This is a genomic window from Methylorubrum sp. GM97 (genome assembly GCF_024347855.1).
GTDB lineage: Bacteria > Pseudomonadota > Alphaproteobacteria > Rhizobiales > Beijerinckiaceae > Methylobacterium > Methylobacterium extorquens.
Genome location: NZ_AP025942.1, coordinates 1758852 through 1773991, shown reverse-complemented (window position 1 = coordinate 1773991; position 15140 = coordinate 1758852). Strand labels below are relative to the sequence as shown.

14 protein-coding genes and 1 riboswitch are annotated in these 15140 nt (G+C 67.6%); of the genes, 9 read left to right on the top strand and 5 right to left on the bottom strand.

The features are described 5' to 3' along the window. Positions 1-21 precede the first annotated feature (21 nt). Positions 22-2148, bottom strand: coding sequence for a TonB-dependent siderophore receptor (locus MSPGM_RS08320; protein ID WP_261926278.1), 2127 nt, complete (start codon positions 2146-2148; stop codon positions 22-24). A gap of 114 nt (positions 2149-2262) precedes the next feature. After that, a riboswitch (cobalamin riboswitch) is annotated at positions 2263-2460 on the bottom strand. 95 nt (positions 2461-2555) lie between these two features. Then, complete coding sequence (locus MSPGM_RS08315) at positions 2556-3026, bottom strand: hypothetical protein (protein ID WP_261926277.1); 471 nt, start codon at positions 3024-3026, stop codon at positions 2556-2558. Between the two features lie 256 nt (positions 3027-3282). On the opposite strand from MSPGM_RS08315, the gene MSPGM_RS08310 reads away from it, so the two are divergent. Then, positions 3283-3675, top strand: a complete 393-nt coding sequence (locus tag MSPGM_RS08310; RefSeq protein ID WP_261926276.1) for a hypothetical protein — start codon at positions 3283-3285, stop codon at positions 3673-3675. 151 nt (positions 3676-3826) lie between these two features. Here the strand turns inward: MSPGM_RS08310 and MSPGM_RS08305 are convergent, their stop codons facing one another. After that, entirely contained in the window at positions 3827-4693 is an 867-nt protein-coding gene (locus tag MSPGM_RS08305; RefSeq protein ID WP_261926275.1) for an ImmA/IrrE family metallo-endopeptidase, read from the bottom strand. A gap of 118 nt (positions 4694-4811) precedes the next feature. After that, entirely contained in the window at positions 4812-5120 is a 309-nt protein-coding gene (locus MSPGM_RS08300; RefSeq protein ID WP_261926274.1) for a helix-turn-helix domain-containing protein, read from the bottom strand. Positions 5121-5268: 148 nt separating this feature from the next. Here MSPGM_RS08300 and MSPGM_RS08295 point away from each other — a divergent pair, with 148 nt between their 5' ends. The 5 genes from MSPGM_RS08295 to MSPGM_RS08275 all read left to right on the top strand — a co-directional run bounded on the left by MSPGM_RS08295 (position 5269) and on the right by MSPGM_RS08275 (position 10987). Next, positions 5269-6549 carry a patatin-like phospholipase family protein gene (locus MSPGM_RS08295; RefSeq protein WP_261926273.1) on the top strand — a complete coding sequence of 427 codons (1281 nt, stop codon included), beginning with the start codon at positions 5269-5271 and terminating at the stop codon, positions 6547-6549. A gap of 26 nt (positions 6550-6575) precedes the next feature. After that, the gene (locus MSPGM_RS08290) at positions 6576-7703 is read left to right on the top strand and encodes a hypothetical protein (RefSeq protein WP_261926272.1); all 1128 of its coding nucleotides are present in this window, start codon (positions 6576-6578) and stop codon (positions 7701-7703) included. Between the two features lie 5 nt (positions 7704-7708). Further along, a complete protein-coding gene (locus tag MSPGM_RS08285) occupies positions 7709-9745 on the top strand; it encodes a ThiF family adenylyltransferase (protein ID WP_261926271.1) in 2037 nt (678 codons plus the stop codon). Next, positions 9721-9954: a Mov34/MPN/PAD-1 family protein gene (locus MSPGM_RS08280; RefSeq protein WP_261926395.1), complete on the top strand. Its 234-nt coding sequence runs from the start codon at positions 9721-9723 to the stop codon at positions 9952-9954. Before MSPGM_RS08285 ends, MSPGM_RS08280 begins: the two co-directional genes overlap by 25 nt. A gap of 91 nt (positions 9955-10045) precedes the next feature. Continuing rightward, a complete protein-coding gene (locus MSPGM_RS08275) occupies positions 10046-10987 on the top strand; it encodes a hypothetical protein (RefSeq protein WP_261926270.1) in 942 nt (313 codons plus the stop codon). Positions 10988-11477: 490 nt separating this feature from the next. Here MSPGM_RS08275 and MSPGM_RS08270 read toward each other — a convergent pair whose 3' ends face one another. After that, positions 11478-11915 (bottom strand): hypothetical protein, encoded by a 438-nt coding sequence (locus tag MSPGM_RS08270; protein WP_261926269.1) that lies wholly within the window; start codon positions 11913-11915, stop codon positions 11478-11480. Between the two features lie 644 nt (positions 11916-12559). Between MSPGM_RS08270 and MSPGM_RS08265 the strand changes: the two genes are divergently transcribed. The 3 genes from MSPGM_RS08265 (at position 12560) to MSPGM_RS08255 (ending at position 15079) form a co-directional block, all read left to right on the top strand. Further along, positions 12560-14140, top strand: a complete 1581-nt coding sequence (locus MSPGM_RS08265) for a hypothetical protein (RefSeq protein ID WP_261926268.1) — start codon at positions 12560-12562, stop codon at positions 14138-14140. After that, entirely contained in the window at positions 14137-14586 is a 450-nt protein-coding gene (locus tag MSPGM_RS08260) for a hypothetical protein (RefSeq protein ID WP_261926267.1), read from the top strand. Before MSPGM_RS08265 ends, MSPGM_RS08260 begins: the two co-directional genes overlap by 4 nt. A gap of 130 nt (positions 14587-14716) precedes the next feature. Further along, positions 14717-15079 (top strand): hypothetical protein, encoded by a 363-nt coding sequence (locus MSPGM_RS08255; RefSeq protein ID WP_261926266.1) that lies wholly within the window; start codon positions 14717-14719, stop codon positions 15077-15079. The last annotated feature ends 61 nt before the right edge of the window (positions 15080-15140 follow it).

Genomic DNA, 15140 nt, shown 5'->3' with positions numbered 1-15140 from the left:
GCGTTCCCGGGTGCACGCCCATCAGAAGCGCGCCGTCATGCTGACGGTGACCCGACGCGGCTCGCCGACACCGACCCAGAAGCTGTTGTAGGAGCGCTCATAGTAGGTCTCGTCGAAAATGTTGTCGACGTTGATCCCGAAGCGTAGGTTCTCGTAGCGGTAGTAGGCCAGCGCGTCCGTCAGGACGTAGCCCGGAAGGCGGAACCGCTCGTTGCCGCTGTCGCCGAGGCGCGAGCCGACGGCCCGAAGCCCGCCGCCGAACCCGAAGCCCTTCCAGTCGCCCGCCTGAACCTCGTAGACGCCGAGCAGGCTGCCCGAATGGCGTGGGATGTTTAGGAGCGGCGAGCCGACCCGCAGGACCTCGTCGCGCGTGACCTGGGCATCGATGAAGGCGTAGCCGCCTATGACGCGGAACTCCGGCGTCACCTGACCAACGACGCTCAGGTCGAATCCCTGGCTGCGCACAGCGCCGGCGGCGATCTGGAAAAAGAAGTCCGCTGGGTCGGTGGTCAGCACGTTCTGCTTCTCGATGTGGAAGGCGGCCGCCGTGACGCTCAAGCCGTCGAACAGGTCTAGCTTGGTCCCGACCTCGTAGGCGAAGCCCGTCTCCGGGGCGAAGGGGCGCGTCGCGCTGTCGAAGCCGGTGTTCGGCCGGAACGAGGCGGCGACGTTTCCGTAAAGCGAGAGGAAGGAGAGCGGCTGGTAGACGAGCCCGGCGCGGGGCGAGAAGCCGGTGCGGTCCTGTTCGGTGCGCTCGTTCGCGACCTTGTCCCGGAAGGTCTGGTTGTAGAAGTCTGTTCGGTTGCCGATCAGCAGCTTCCACTCGGGGCTCAGCGCGATCTGGTCCTGCAGGTAGACTGCCGTGTTGCCGACGTTCTCGCTGGCGCTGTAGCGGCGCGTGAAGGGCGGCTTGGGCTGGCCGTAGACCGGGTTGAACAGGTCGAGCGCGAACGAGTCCAGGCGCGGAGTCGAGCGCTGCAGGTTCTCGGTGCTGTTGTAGCGCTCGTGCTCCAGGCCTAGCAGCAGGGTGTGGGCGAACGGGCCGGTGTCGAAGCGCCCGACAAGCTCGGCCTGTCCGATGGCCACGCCCCATGTGAAGTCGTGGCGGCGGAACTCGCGGAGCAGGGTCCGCCCATCGTCTAGCAGGCCGGTGGCGCCCGTCTGCAGGCCGGTCAGGCTGCCGGTGTTGAAGTGGCCGGCGACCCGAAGCTGCCAATCGGTGCTGAAGGCGTGCTCCAGGCGCACCTGCACGATCCCGCTCTCCGACACGGAGTTGTCGCCCGGCTCGCCGAAGAAGCGGGAGCGCGGGACCAGGCCGAGACGGTTGTTCACCGCGACCGTCCCGCGGTCGAAGGTCTGGCGGTTACGCAGGTACTGCGTCTCGACGGTGAGCTTGGTGTCGGGGCTGATCTGCCAGCTCACGACGGGGGCCGCGAGGACGCGGTCGCCGTCGACGAAATCGCGAAAACTGTCCTGGCGGGCAAGCGCGCCGTTGAAGCGGTAGAGGACCGTGCCGTCCTCGCTCAGCGCGCCACCGGCATCGACCGTGGTGCGCGCCGTGCCGAAGCTGCCGAACAGGGTGCCCATCTCGACGAAGGGCAACGCGACGGGCTGCTTGGTGAGGATGTTGACGGTGCCGCCCGGGTCGCTGCGGCCGTAGAGGGCACCTGCCGGGCCTTTCAGCACCTCGATGGACTGGACGTTCTGCGTGTCGGGCGCGCCGTTGTAGCCGCGGGCGATGTTGAACCCGTTCTGGAAGATGTCCTGTGTGGCGAAGCCACGCACGGAAAAGAGCGCGAGGTTCTGGGCGCCGAAGTCGTTCTGCTTGCCGACCGCGGGCACGTAGTCGAGGGCGCGCTCCACGCGGGTGGCGGCGGTGTCGCGCAGAACCTCTCGGGGCACGACGTCGACCTGCTGCGGCACGTCGCGCCGCGGCGTCACTGTCTTGGTGCCGCTGTAGAGCTCCTCCACCCGATAGGTCGGCGTAGCGGTGAAGGTGCCCTCGACGGAGATCGGGTCGAGCACCACGGAAGTGTCGGACGATTCCCTACGCGTGCCCTGGCCCCAGGCCGGGTCGCCGCTGGCAATGGCAAGCGCGACGGTGGTGGCGGATAGGCAGAGCCGGAGCGGCGATTTCGGGCTGAGCACAGGAGGCTGACCTCGAGCGACGGCAGTGGCACGTCACCGCGAACGAGGTCTAGGCGATCCCCCGCGGGGGTGACGCTTCGACACCCGCCGAGGCACCCCGCCCAGCGTGTTTCGCGTGTGACCACGGCTGACGGCAGGTCTCCTGGCTCGCGGGTCACCGCCCTCTCACCGTCTTCCCGGGCGAGGCTGCCCAGTGACGTGGTGGTGGAGAGCTCACCGCTTACAGTTGCGGGGGCAGCCGCGGCATCGGAGCGAACCCCTCACCGCGTTCCCTTTTGATCCCCGAAGGGAACCGTCGCGGCTTGGCTATTCGGCTTGGCCACAGGTTGTCAATTCACCGGGCCACCCTTCCCAGAGCGAACTCGCCGCCTCCGGCCCATGCCTGTGATCCGCTCGAATATGGGCGGCTACTCGACCTTCAGCCGCTTGGCCGCCGCCGGACACAGCAACTTGAACTGCTCCACCAAGGGCGGCATGCCCGAGGCGCATGATGTGTCGGCATCGGGTCCAAGCGGAAAGCGGGCCTTGCCGCCCTGGCGGTCGCCGTAGCGATAGCTCACCGTCCCGGACCGGCAGTTCGCCTCGGCTGTCATCGTGGCCCGGCCTTCGCTGCGCAGGTACTTCGCGACACACTGGGCCGTCGTGAGCTTGCCGCCGTACTGCTTGGTTTCGCCACCTGGGTCGCGCTCGCAGTATTCCTGAAGGTCGGCCTTCGTGACGATGCCCTGAGCGGTGGCCCGAGCCGTGTCGATGCCGTCGCGCTCGACCACCGTGCCGTTCCACCCCTTGCAGGACGCAAGCGGGAAGTCCCCGGCCGCCCAGGCATGGCCGGAGCCGAGCGCCACGGCGGCAAGCGCGGCAAGATCGATCCAACGCATGTCGCACCCCGTGTTCCGGCGCCGCACGCCGTAGGGCCGATACGGCGCCTGCGCCGAGGAACGTTTGCAAGGCTCGCGACGCCTTATCCACGGCAATCCACAGCCACGACGGCGAGCCGCTCGTGCGGCGGCGCCTCAAGCGGGAACCGCAGACGTGCGGAACGCCCGGGAGTGCGGTTCGCGGCTCATGGCGGTTGGAGGAGGGGCAAACTTAACGGGCGAGGTCCAGGTTCGGCCGAATTCTCGGGAGGTCGGCATGGAATGGGAGCGGCGGGTCGAGCGGATGGGCGCACGCTTACGGAAGAAGAGGGATGCCGCAAACGTAGCCTTATGGGAGATGCTGGGATCGGCCGACGTCGTGTGGATGGTTTGGGGGGACAACGAATACAGCCGGCGGTTCAGGGTCATCCGTGGTCGGGACCTGAGCGGTCCCGGGCTGCGCCACGGCGTCATCGTCGTCGGCTGTGAGGTTTCCGGCTTGGCCCTCTTCGAGCGGCAGGGCTACCAGGTCGCGGTCATGGACGACGGCGAGTCGGCGGGCATCCCCGAACCTCCCGTCCTGCAGGCCCACATCGACATGGTCATGGCGGACCACGTGCTGCTCTGCGATGGCAAGTCGATGCGGTTCCGGGACATTTCCACGGCCTAATGAATATCGATGCCTGCCCTGCGACCCGAGTAATTGGCGTGGAACGAAGCAAATTTGCGCCGTTGCTTCGCTTGCTGCGGCACGGCGTCCGGAAAGCGGAGCCCATACGCCCAATGTTACACCCTCCGGATCGAGACCGTGGCTGGGAAGCTCAGGTCCGACTGTTCGCCTCGAACCTGTCCACCACGTCAGGTTCACGGTCCTCCACGATGCTCCAACGTGGCCGTCCCTCGCCGAGATGCAATATGGTGATGACCTGATCGATGGCAGTCGCATGCACCGTGTACTCCTCAACCTCCTCGTCGAACCAAATCCCGGAAGGGTGGCTGATGCCCGCCCGGCAGGCTTCCGCCAGATCGGGCCGCGACGCACCGGCGCCGGCGGGGATCTCATGCGGCGCGCCCGACGTCCTGATGAAACGACCGGACTTGAACGCCGGCTCACTCGATCTCGCCCAGAGGGCATACCCCTCCGTCGAAACAACCATGAGCGACCGGCGCTCGGTGACTTCCAGCCACCTCAGTATCGCCGCCGTCAGTGACACGCCGTACCTCTCGGCTAGCCCGCCGAGGTCGGCCAAAGTGGGCTTGGCCTTGGGATCGATCTGCCGCCTTAAGTCGTGAAAAGGCATGAGGAGCGCGGCAGCGAAGGTGTCCGCCTCCTTCTCGATGTCCTTCCCCGCACGGCGGCTGACGTCTTCTTCCTTGCAGTAGATGCCCTGGGGGGGAATGCGGTCGCGGTGGAGGAGGTAGTGGGCGATCTCGTGCGCGACAGTGAACCGACGTCTGCCGGGCGAGGCCGACGAGTTGCTGACGACAAGCCATCCGCAGGGGGCTTTGCGCACCGGTACTAGCGCGCCCTCGAACCCCCGGAGGGGTTCGCTAACGATCTTAAGCACCGGGTCGTCCGGCCAGACGTCTCGGGAATATTCAAGGATCAGTTCCTCGACGTCAACGGGGTAGCGGTCAGCTCCCTTCACTGCGTCGAGCATCTGCGTGAGCCGGTTGGCCCACCTCATCGGCGTCATTTCGGATGTGTCTGGCATCGACCAAAACCTGGATCTCTCGCAGGTCCAGGCTCGCAGCCAAGCGAGATCGGGGCAACACCGACCTACGCCTTTGGGGGGCGGTCGATGCCTATTTTCTGAAGGTCTCGGTAATCCGTCGGATCTGATCCTTCACCTCCGGATCGAGGCCCTTGTACTTCCGGAAGAAAGCCTCGTCCTCCGCGGTCACCAAGTCGGCCGTGGCGTCCATCAGGTAATCGGCGGTTACACCGAGCGCCTTCGCTATCCGGTCGATCTTCTCGGCCGACGGCCTCGGTGGATTCTTGTTTTCCACCTCCCAGACGTACGACTTGCTGGAGCCGGTCATCTCGGCGAGCTGGTCGAGCGTTAGGCCGGCTTTCTTCCTCAGCTCCTTGATCTTCTCGCCGAACGTCGCCACCGCGGCCTGCCTCCCCTTCGCACCCAGTCGAACCAGAAAGTTCGCCGTAGACTAACATCAGGGCCTTGCAAAGCGCTACGACGACGCGCATGTTCGGTGTGGACATACTTTATGGTTCTCTACCGAGGTGGCGCACTCGGAGCACGCGATGCAACCGGAGAACTGCCCAGCGCTTGGTTGCGAGGCCGGCCCGACGCTTCGGGAGCTAAGAACGGAACCGTCGAGCGCGGCCAACACCGCGTCGGCGGATGGCAAACCATCCAGGCTGCCGATCCGCTTGGCGCTCTCCGGCGGAGGCGTACGCGCCGCTGCCTTCCATGCCGGCATGCTGAGGCGCCTCGCCGAGGAGGGGCTTCTGGAGAGGGTCACGCATGTTTCGACCGTATCCGGCGGCAGCCTGCTCGTTTCGGCACTCATGTCGTTCAACGATAATGCGTGGCCCGGCTCCGCCGCCTACCTCGAACGAACATACCCGGCCCTGCGAAACCTCCTGACTACCGTCGACCTGTTCACGGTCGGGGCCATCGGCTGGCGGGGGCTGCTGCGCTTTAACCGAAGGATACTGACGCACCGCGCCAGCGTGCTGGCCGACCTCCTCGCCGAACGCTGGGGCGTCACCGGCCGCGTGCGGGACCTGCCCGAGAAGCCCGCCTGGCTCATCAGCACGACGTCCCTCCACAGCGGAAAGTGCTGGAGGTTCTCCGCCAGGGAAATGGGGGACTGGATGTTCGGGCGCCACTACGCCCCGGACATCCGATTGGCGGATGCCGCAGCAGCCTCGGCGGCCGTGCCGTACGTCCTGGGCGCACTCTGGATCGACCTGCCCAAGGAGGGTTGGTTCCAGACGGATCCCGCCACCCGCAAGCCGCTGAAGAGGACGCAACCCGACGTAACCAGGATCGGGCTGTGGGACGGGGGCGTCTACGAGAACCTGGGTCTCGAAGCGGTCTACAAGCCCGGAAAGGCGCCGGACCCGGCTGCGTTCATCATCTGCAGCGACGCCTCCGGTCCCGTTCCAACCTACGGCTCGGCCTCCCCGCTGAGCATCTTTAAAGGACGCCTCGCCGGCCCCCGCCTTTTCGACATCGCGAGCGACCAGATCCGGGCCCTCAGGTCCAGGATGTTCATCAGGGACGTCAAAGCGAAGGTCGTCACCGGCGCCCTCTTCAAGATGGGCGTGTCGGTCCGGGACGTGGACATCAAGGAAGGACGCTCGCGCGACGAGCGCGAATACGACGGCTTCCTGAACGATGAGGAGGTCCGTGCGGCGCTCGGCCACCCCACCGACCTCAAGGCCATGACGCCTGCCGCGTTCGAACGCATCGCACGGCACGGCTTCGAGGTGGCCGACACGGTCCTCACGACGCATTCGGCCGCCCTGTTCCCCAGGACGCTTCGCTGGCGGCCCTCGACGGATCGCATGCCCTGAACCCATCGGACCGAGGAAACTTCGAGATGACCGCCTACGCGACCTTCTATCCGCTCGGAAACGCCGACAGCACCCTGCTTGAGCTCGCGAACAAGCAGTTGCTCCTCATCGACTTCGGCAACCAGCACAATCCCGACGACCCGTACGAGAAGCGCTGCGACCTCGCGAAGGAGTTGCGGGCGGTCCTCCGCAAGGCGGGGCGAAATCGATTCGACGTGGTCTGCTTCACGCACCTCGACGACGACCACTGCCAGCGCATGGGCGAGTTCTTCTGGCTCCGGCACTCGACCGCGTACCAGGGCCAGGACCGCGTCGAGATCGACGAGCTTTGGGTGCCGGCCTGTGCGCTGACGGAAACCAACCTCGATGGCGATGCCCGCCTCATCCGGCAGGAGGCGCGCCACCGCCTCCGCGAGAAGAAGGGCATTCGCATCTTCTCCCGCGCCGACCGTCTCAAGTCGTGGATGGAAGCGGAAGGCATGGAATTCGAAAGCCGGAAACACCTGTTCGTCGACGCAGGCAAGCTCGTGCCCGGCTTTGCCAAGGACGGCCCCGAGGCGGTGGAATTCTTCGTCCACAGCCCCTTCGCCTGGCGCCAGGACGAGACCGTGGTCCACGACCGCAACGGCGACAGCATCGTCTTCCAGGCCGTCTTCGTGGATGGCGGGGAAGAATCGTACGCGCTGTTCGGTTCGGACGTCGACCATACCGTGCTGACCGAGATCGTGAACATCACGCGCGGCTACGGGAACGACGACCGCCTGCGCTGGGACCTCCTGAAGCTGTTCCACCACTGCTCGTACCTGTCCCTCGGGCCGGACCGCGGAGTGACCGAGACCGAGGCCGTGCCCGCGGTGAAGTGGCTCTTCGAGACCCAGGGCCAGAACCGCTGCACCATCGTGTCGCCGAGCAAGCCCATCCCGCTGCCCGGATCGCCCGAGGACAAGTCCACCCAGCCGCCCCATCGCCAGGCCGCCAACCACCATCGCCGCGTCGTCGGGGACAAGCTCGGGACCTTCACGGTGACGATGGACCAGCGCGCGAACCCGCCGAAGCCCCTGCGCTTCGAGATCGACCGCTACGGCATCGGCCTGGTGCTCGCGGCACCGAACGTCGCGACGGCCGCCACCTCCAAGCCCGCACGGCAGGGCTGACAGTCATGGCTTGGATCGACGAGTGGGCCGCCGTCGCCGTGGATGACCTCTCCCTCGGGCAGGCGAGGATCGTCGACGCCTACATGCGGACGGCTCCGGACATCGCCACCGTGGTCGAGGCGCGGCGGCATCCGGCCGGTCCGGAGATGGTGCTCGTCGACATCCGGACCGGGGTGCCGCAGAGGCCCGTTGTGCCCATCGAGAGGGTCGAGAGGATCGGCATCGCGTTCGGTGCCGAGGAGACCATGCCTTTCGTGGTGTTGCTCCGGGAGGACTTCCCGGACACGGAGCATCAACAACTGGTGCCGGAGGGCTTTCCCTCCGCCATGTGCATCGACGACCGTCCCTGGGACGAGGCGCGCCTGACCTGGTCCCCGGCGGAACTGCTGCAGCGCGTCCACCTCTGGTTCCGGCGCGCCGCGCGCGGCGAGTTGCACGACCCCCATCAACCAGTGGATCCGTTCTTCGGGCTCTCTCCCCTGAAGGTCGTCATGCCCGCCTCCGTCCTGTCCGGGGCGGACGACGTGGAACTCGTCGGCTTCAGGACCAGCGATGACGAGCCGAACGTCGTCATGGTCCTTCCTGCCGCTTCCATGCCGAAGAGCGCCGACGCGAACCGAATAATCCCGGTGGCCTACACGGTTCGTCCCGAACGGATGACCCGCATGCGGCGGGCCCCGCGAGACCTTGCCGCGCTTGCAGGCGTCCTCTCGGACCGGGGGGTCCAGATCATCCCCGACCTCCAAGCACGGATCAGGCGTTGGGCCGGATCCGAGGCGAAGGACCGGACGCGACTCAACGGGGCGCTGGCCCTGATCGTCGCGATGCCGGTCCTCGCCCCGAACGGAGACCGTCCGGGGATGATCGACCTCAGGGTCTTCATCACCCAGAATACGGTCGGTGAGGTGGGGGTCGCCCTCGGCGTCCTGCTTCCGGACCAGGACGCGAACGCCGCCTCCGGTTTCGTCCGTGCGATCCCGTCACGCGACGTCGATGGCACGTTTTTGGCCGGATGCGTCGTGGAGATGGCGCAGGTCCATCGCGCCTTCGACGCGGACCTGGCGGCCACCCTCGCGGGCCGACAGGCTCCGGACGCGCGGAAGGTGGTGATGGTCGGGGCGGGCGCAATCGGCTCCCACGTCGCCGAAAGCCTCGTCAGGGAAGGGCGGTACGAGTGGTGCCTCGTCGACGATGACCGGTTGCTGCCCCACAACCTCGCACGCCACACGCTTGGGGCCATGCAGGTCGGGCAATTGAAGGTGGCCGCCCTCGGACATCACCTCAACGCCATCTTCCAGCCAACGGAAGCCGGCCCGGTCACGAGGGTCATCGGCTGCAACGTCCTCCGTCCCGGGACGCACGCCGACGACCTCGGCGATGTGCTCGCGCAGGCTGCGGTCATCATCGACGCCTCGGCCTCGGTCGCGGCGAGCCGACATCTCTCCGATCTCGACGTGCCCGGCCGGCGTGCGAGCATCTTCTTCAACCCCTCCGCCGAAGCCGCGGTGGTCCTCGTCGAGCCCGAGGATCGGTCGGTCACGCTGCGTGACCTTGAGGCCCAGTATTATCGGTCTGTGCTGCTCAGCCCAACGTTGGAGCGCCACCTGACGGCCGCGGGCGAGCGCTTCGCCTATACGGGGGCATGCCGGGCGGTGACGAACCGCGTTCCGGAAAGCCGCATCGCACTGCTGTCTTCGCTGGCCGCCTTGGGCCTGGCGAGGGCCCTGGATGCCCCCGACCCCTCAATCGGCATCTGGACCCTCGGCGCCGATGGCAGCGTGTCCGCGACGGCGCCGGTCGTCGCCCCCGTCGAACGCCACCGCCTCCTGGAATGGGAGATCACCGTCGACGCGGAGGCGCGTTCCGCCATGGTCGCCATGCGCCAGGGCGCCTTGCCTGCCGAGACCGGCGGCTCCGTCATCGGCGTGGTCGATGGCTCGGCACGGAAGATCCATATCGTCGAACCCTTGCCGCCCCCCCCGACAGCAAGAGGACGCCGACTGCGTTCGAGAGGGGCATCGAGGGTCTCTCCGACGACGTAATCGGCAAGATGGCCAGGGTCATGGACATGGTCCGGTACGTCGGGGAGTGGCATTCGCACCCCTCCCGGCATCCCGTGGAGCCGAGTCCCACCGATATCGTCCAACTCTGCCACACCGCCATCGACACCGCCTTGGACAGCCTGCCCGGGCTGTCGTTGATCCTCGGCGACGACGGGCTGAACGTGGTGCTGGCCGAGAAGGTCGGATGAGCGGCAGGAGCGATGCGACCGCCGCCAACCCTGCGAGGAGGTGAACCAGTCCTCGCCAAACCATCACGGATAGGATGGACCGGAGTTTCGAATGGTCACGCGTTTCAGGGCTTACCAATTGGGTACGAAGGGGTCGTCCTTCTCGTACTTCGCCGACGGGCGCTTCACCGTCATCGAAGGCCGCCTGAACTCGGTGAACCGGAAGACCTTGCTCGCCGAGATGGAGATATGCGGGGTCACGCACGCGGACGACCTGCATGTGACGAGCTGGGACGCAGACCACTGCGCCGGCTCCGAACTGGAGGCTCTATTAGGCCTTGTGAGACCGTCGCGGATCGACTGCCCAGGATACGTCCCGCATACCGTCAACGGCGACACATGCCTGGACATCATCGAAGCCTACCGCCACGAAATGCGGTTCTCCAATCGGGGCGCATCCGTTCGACAGATCACGCCGGCCTTCATCGCCAACCTCGATTACGCGCGCGACCTTGCGTTCCAGGACACATACCACAACCCGGTGCACCTCAGCCCGGGATGCGACAACGATAACTCCACCGTGAAGCACTTCCGCCGCGGCGATTTCAACGTCCTCAGCCTCGGTGACATCGAGTCCTCGTTCATCGGCGCGCGCCTTCGGCGGCTGCGGACGCTCCGCCGCGAGACGGACGTCATGATCCTCGCGCATCACGGCGCGGACAACGGGTTCACCACCAAGAAGCTGCTTAGGCACCTCGAACCGACGCTCGCGGTCTGCTCGTCCGATTTCGCCAACATGTACAGCCATCCGGCGATGGCGATTCGTGAACTGCTCTACCAGGAGAACGTCCGCCTTATGACGACCAAGACGGGCGACGTTATCGTGAAGTCGTTGCCGGAGCGCCCGGGGTTCTATCGTGCGATCAACCTTCGCACGGCATCGACACAGGCGTCCTCTGTCTATGATCTTGTTTCCAAGAAGAGCCGCCTGCTCGCGATGAACACAGATAGCCTTCGCCAGCTTTACGCGCCGCTTCGGCGTTTCCCGCGATGACACTCGCGAGCCAGTCGCGTTTCCTTGAGACGCGATTGCCCTAGAGTTGGGGATATCTCCCGCAGCGGTCCACCGCCTCCAAGAAAACGGTGGGGCCACCTCTCTCAGAAACCACCGAGACCTGTTGGCTGGCCCGCGCCCCAGTAAACCTGTTCGTCATCCGTTAGCAGGCATCAACGTCCGGGACTCGATTAGCCCTGCCACCCCATGACCCCAAAGCGAAACGCCGCTGCCAGTCCATCGGCAGGATCGTGCCCGTTTCCCGGACCATCTCTGGCGCCCGACCGACGTTGATGCGTCCGGCGGCCAGAGAGGCCGCCATGACCGACGTAATCTCCCACCACGCCGACACAGCAACCGCGTCCGGCCGATCCCCCTCGTCACGGCACCCGCGCCGGACACTAAGGACACGGCGCGCACATCTACAGTATGTTCCGCAGGCTTGCCCAGGTACACGAGCATCCTGCGCCACCTTCCATTGGCAATATCTCTACGTCTCGCCGGGGGGCGGGAGGAACTGCTTGAGACGCTCTAGGACGCGGCGCCGGTCCGCGTCGTAAGCCACCTGCCCGGCAGCCCGGCCGCCGCAGCGAATGTAGGCGGCGACGGCGATGACGTCGGCAGCAGCGACCTGAGCATGGGCAATGGAGATCGAGCCGGTCGCGGACCGGCGCATCCCGGCCATCTTGACGAATGCCCGCGCCAAGTCCTCGTCGATGCCTGAGGCGGCGCCAGCGTGCCCGGGGGCGGCCTGCAGCCGGTCGCGCTCGGCCCGCAGGGACACGACCTCGGCACGGAGGCCTTCAAGCTCGGCGTGGCGGGCCGCCTCGGTCTCGCGCTGCCGCTCGCGCCACTCGCGGGCACGGTCGGCGGCGGCGATGCGGCGGCGGGCGGCGGACGTCTCGCGGGAAGGGGCGGTGTCGGTCATGAGGACCATCCTGCTTCTCGACCATGCATCCCACCAGGTGCGTCGCGAGGATTGGAAGACCTTTCCCGGGGCTCGGTTCGTGCTCGTCCCACGTCAACCCTTGCGCCCGTTCAGAATTCCTACGTTCACGTCCCACGTCCGCGAGCCCTTACGGTTCGACCGGGTCAATAACTATGCTCCCCCGTAGGGGGAGTCTCTGGGTTCTCCTCTTAGGACGGGACGAGCCGTCCTCCCCGTTTGACCTATGCGGTCGTGAGCTGCACCATCCCCCTGCCGGTCGATTTGCGCGGCGCCGGGGGTTCGTGGGCAGGGGTGCCTCGCGAGCCTCTCCAGACGGGAGATGCTTCGAACGTGACCGACACCATCTTCGCCCTGGAAGGGGCACAGGCGGCCCGCCCTGGGCGTTTCAGCGCGTTCGATAGCCCGCTCGGCTACCGCCGCCAGCCGACGCCCGTGTTCGAGCCGGGCCTCGCCGACCTTAGAACCGAGAACATGCGCGGGCCGTCCTACGCGGCCATGCTCCACCCCTACGACACGCGCGGCGTCGTCGTCATGGCCTACCGCGACACGTACACGAAGCGGGACGGGACGCGGGGTACAGGACCGCCAACGGCGGCGCGACGGGGGACGAGCTCCGCAGGGCCGTGGACGTCCTGGAGCCGTTCTCCATCACGATGAACGCGTTCCGGCGCGACCCGAAGGACCCGGACGCGCACCGGCTCTCCCCGTGCAAGGCGACCTGGAACCTGGCCGGGCTGAACGCCTGCTGGGTCGACCTCGACTACTACAACCGCGTGGCCTGGAAGGGCCGGCCGCCGGAGGAGGTCGCCGCCGCGGTCCTGGAGCGGTGCGAGGACCTCGGGTGGCCGATGCCGTCCTACGTCCTCGCCAGCGGCCAGGGCCTGCTCGTGTCCTGGCTCCACACCCGCCAGTCGCCCTCGGCTCTGCCGGTCTGGAGGGCCATGCAGAAGCGGCTCCTGGAGGAGTTCGACGACTTCGGTCCCGACCGCGGCGCCTCAAACCCCACGATGGCGTTCAAGCTCCCCGGGGTGAAGAACGAGAAGAACTCGGTGCCGGCCCGCATCGTCTGGCCGACGACGTTCGGGGACATCGAGCGCTACGCCTTCGACGTCTTGCGGGCTGCGGTCCTGCCGTACACCCCCCAGCAGGTCGCCGCGCACCGGAAAACCCAGGCCCGCGAGCGCGCCGCCAAGGCGGAGAAGCGGGCCGCCAGGAAGGCCGCCGGGCTCGTGGTGCCTCCCCCGCGGCTGACGTACGAGACCTTCGCCAAGGCGGTCCACCGGGACCTGACGAGGCTGTTCGAGCGCCGCTTCGGTGGCCGCCCCGTGTACCGCGGCGAGCGCGACACGTGGCTGTTCGCGTTCGTCAAGGCGGCTGCGTGGATGATGACCGTCCGCGAGCTCGAAGCCGAGGTCGACCGCCTGGCACCCCTCTGCGGCCTGTCGCGGCGTGAAGCCCGCGGCTACGCCAAGGCCGCCGTCCGGAAGGCCACGCGGGCCGAGCAGGGGCGCCTGGACCCGCGCGGCGGGGGCAAGAACTCCGACCCCCGATACAAGCTCAATCCGGAGCACTTCGTGGGCGACCTCGGTGTGACCGTAGCCGAGATGAGGGACAAGGACCTCGACCTGCGCGTGCTGCTCTCCGACGGCGTCAAGCGGGAGCGGGAGGCGAAGCGCAGCCAGGACCGTCGCGACGCCGCCGGGGCCAAGTCCCGCACCGCCGCGCAGGCCGCACGCCTCGCCCTCGGGCAGCGGGCCCTAGAGAAGCGGGCCGCCGGCATGACCGTCGCCGCCGTCGCCGCCGAGGAGGGCGTGTCGGTCGCGCAGGTCGAGAAGGCGCAGCGCGAGGCCCGGCAGGTCGCTGCCATCAGCAAGCCCGCGGCCAAGGCCAAGCCCGGCCGTCCCCGCAAGCCGTCGAGGCGGACGGGGTTCGACAAGGCCGCCGCGCGCTCCGCCAAGACCCGCACCGAAAACCCTCACGGTTCGACCGGGTCTATTGACGCGTGTGCTCGCGGTGACGTCGGGGCGGGTGCTGTTGTGGCTGGCCCGGTCGAGGGCTATGATGTCCTTGTTCGGAGCATTGCACCCCATTGTGACGACACCGACGCCCGCTCGGCTCTTACCGGCCCGGCGGGCGTCTTTGTTTCCGAAAGCGGCGATCTGCCGGACTTCCTGCGGCACCTGCTCCCGGGAGGCGACACATGATCCTCGTCATCGATCAGCCGCACCCAAAGGTCGTCCGCGCCGTCGAGCTCAAGGCGCTGCGGGCCCGCGCCCTCGACGCCTGGTACGGCGGCGCCCGTCCCGTCAGCCCGCACGGTCGCCGTTCGTACCGCTACAGGCGCGTCGTCTACCTGACGGAGAACCACGCGCCGAATTCCCCGCTGCCCGCGCCCGCCGCCGGCCAAGCCGCACTACGCGCGATCCTCCAGGGATGGCGGACGGGCGAGTACGCCCTGCTGGGGTCGGACGACGACGAGCGGGGCGGCGCCGTGCGGCAGGCCCTCGTCGCGGCCGGAATGCTCCTCGCCGGCGACCCCGACGATGACGCCCGGGAGCGGACGAACTGTCTCGTGACGGTGGCGCTGGGCCCGCGGGCTAAGTACCTCGACCGCTCGCGCGAGCGGCTGCTGACGCGCCCGGCGCCGTGATCGTGGGTGGCCGCGGCGCGCGTCTGGGGCTGACGAGCGCCCCCAACAGTCCAGGCGAAGCGACGCGAACCACCGCTTAGCCCCTGGAATCCCTTGTCGAAACCGGCCGTTGGTCCCTCCATCCTTTTCTATGGAACCAACGGCCGACTTCTGCGGTTCGAGCGCCCCGGCGCTCACCGGCGGGCAGCGTTTCAAGCCAGTCCGCGGCTCCTATCGGGTCTCGCCCCAGGACGCCCTCAACCGAGTCCTGATGAAGGGCCTCTCCGGGGTCATCCGGGACCGTCGACTGACGTCGCCGCAGATCCGCGCCCTGCTGGGCCAGCCCGAGAGCGCCGACGGGCATCTCCGCGACGAGATCGCGGCCATCCGCCAGCACGCTGGCGAGCTCGTCACCTGGAAGCGGCTGCTGGTCTTCTGCGACGCCCTGCGCGTCGAGGCCGGGGACCTGATCGCGCGCCACTACGCCGGCAGCGCCGCCCGGAGCCTGCACTGATGGGCGCCCCCCGAGCCCCCCACCGCGACGCCGTGCTCGACGCCTGGTCGTCCCGGCCCGA

What these genes read in the sequence shown, in the direction of transcription:
- MSPGM_RS08315 (WP_261926277.1), bottom strand. Translation starts at nt 3,026, where the DNA reads ATGCGTTGGATCGATCTTGCCGCGCTTGCCGCCGTGGCGCTCGGCTCC.
- MSPGM_RS08310 (WP_261926276.1), top strand. Translation starts at nt 3,283, where the DNA reads ATGGAATGGGAGCGGCGGGTCGAGCGGATGGGCGCACGCTTACGGAAG.
- MSPGM_RS08305 (WP_261926275.1), bottom strand. Translation starts at nt 4,693, where the DNA reads ATGAGGTGGGCCAACCGGCTCACGCAGATGCTCGACGCAGTGAAGGGA.
- MSPGM_RS08295 (WP_261926273.1), top strand. Translation starts at nt 5,269, where the DNA reads ATGCAACCGGAGAACTGCCCAGCGCTTGGTTGCGAGGCCGGCCCGACG.
- MSPGM_RS08290 (WP_261926272.1), top strand. Translation starts at nt 6,576, where the DNA reads ATGACCGCCTACGCGACCTTCTATCCGCTCGGAAACGCCGACAGCACC.
- MSPGM_RS08285 (WP_261926271.1), top strand. Translation starts at nt 7,709, where the DNA reads ATGGCTTGGATCGACGAGTGGGCCGCCGTCGCCGTGGATGACCTCTCC.
- MSPGM_RS08275 (WP_261926270.1), top strand. Translation starts at nt 10,046, where the DNA reads ATGGTCACGCGTTTCAGGGCTTACCAATTGGGTACGAAGGGGTCGTCC.
- MSPGM_RS08270 (WP_261926269.1), bottom strand. Translation starts at nt 11,915, where the DNA reads ATGACCGACACCGCCCCTTCCCGCGAGACGTCCGCCGCCCGCCGCCGC.
- MSPGM_RS08260 (WP_261926267.1), top strand. Translation starts at nt 14,137, where the DNA reads ATGATCCTCGTCATCGATCAGCCGCACCCAAAGGTCGTCCGCGCCGTC.
- MSPGM_RS08255 (WP_261926266.1), top strand. Translation starts at nt 14,717, where the DNA reads ATGGAACCAACGGCCGACTTCTGCGGTTCGAGCGCCCCGGCGCTCACC.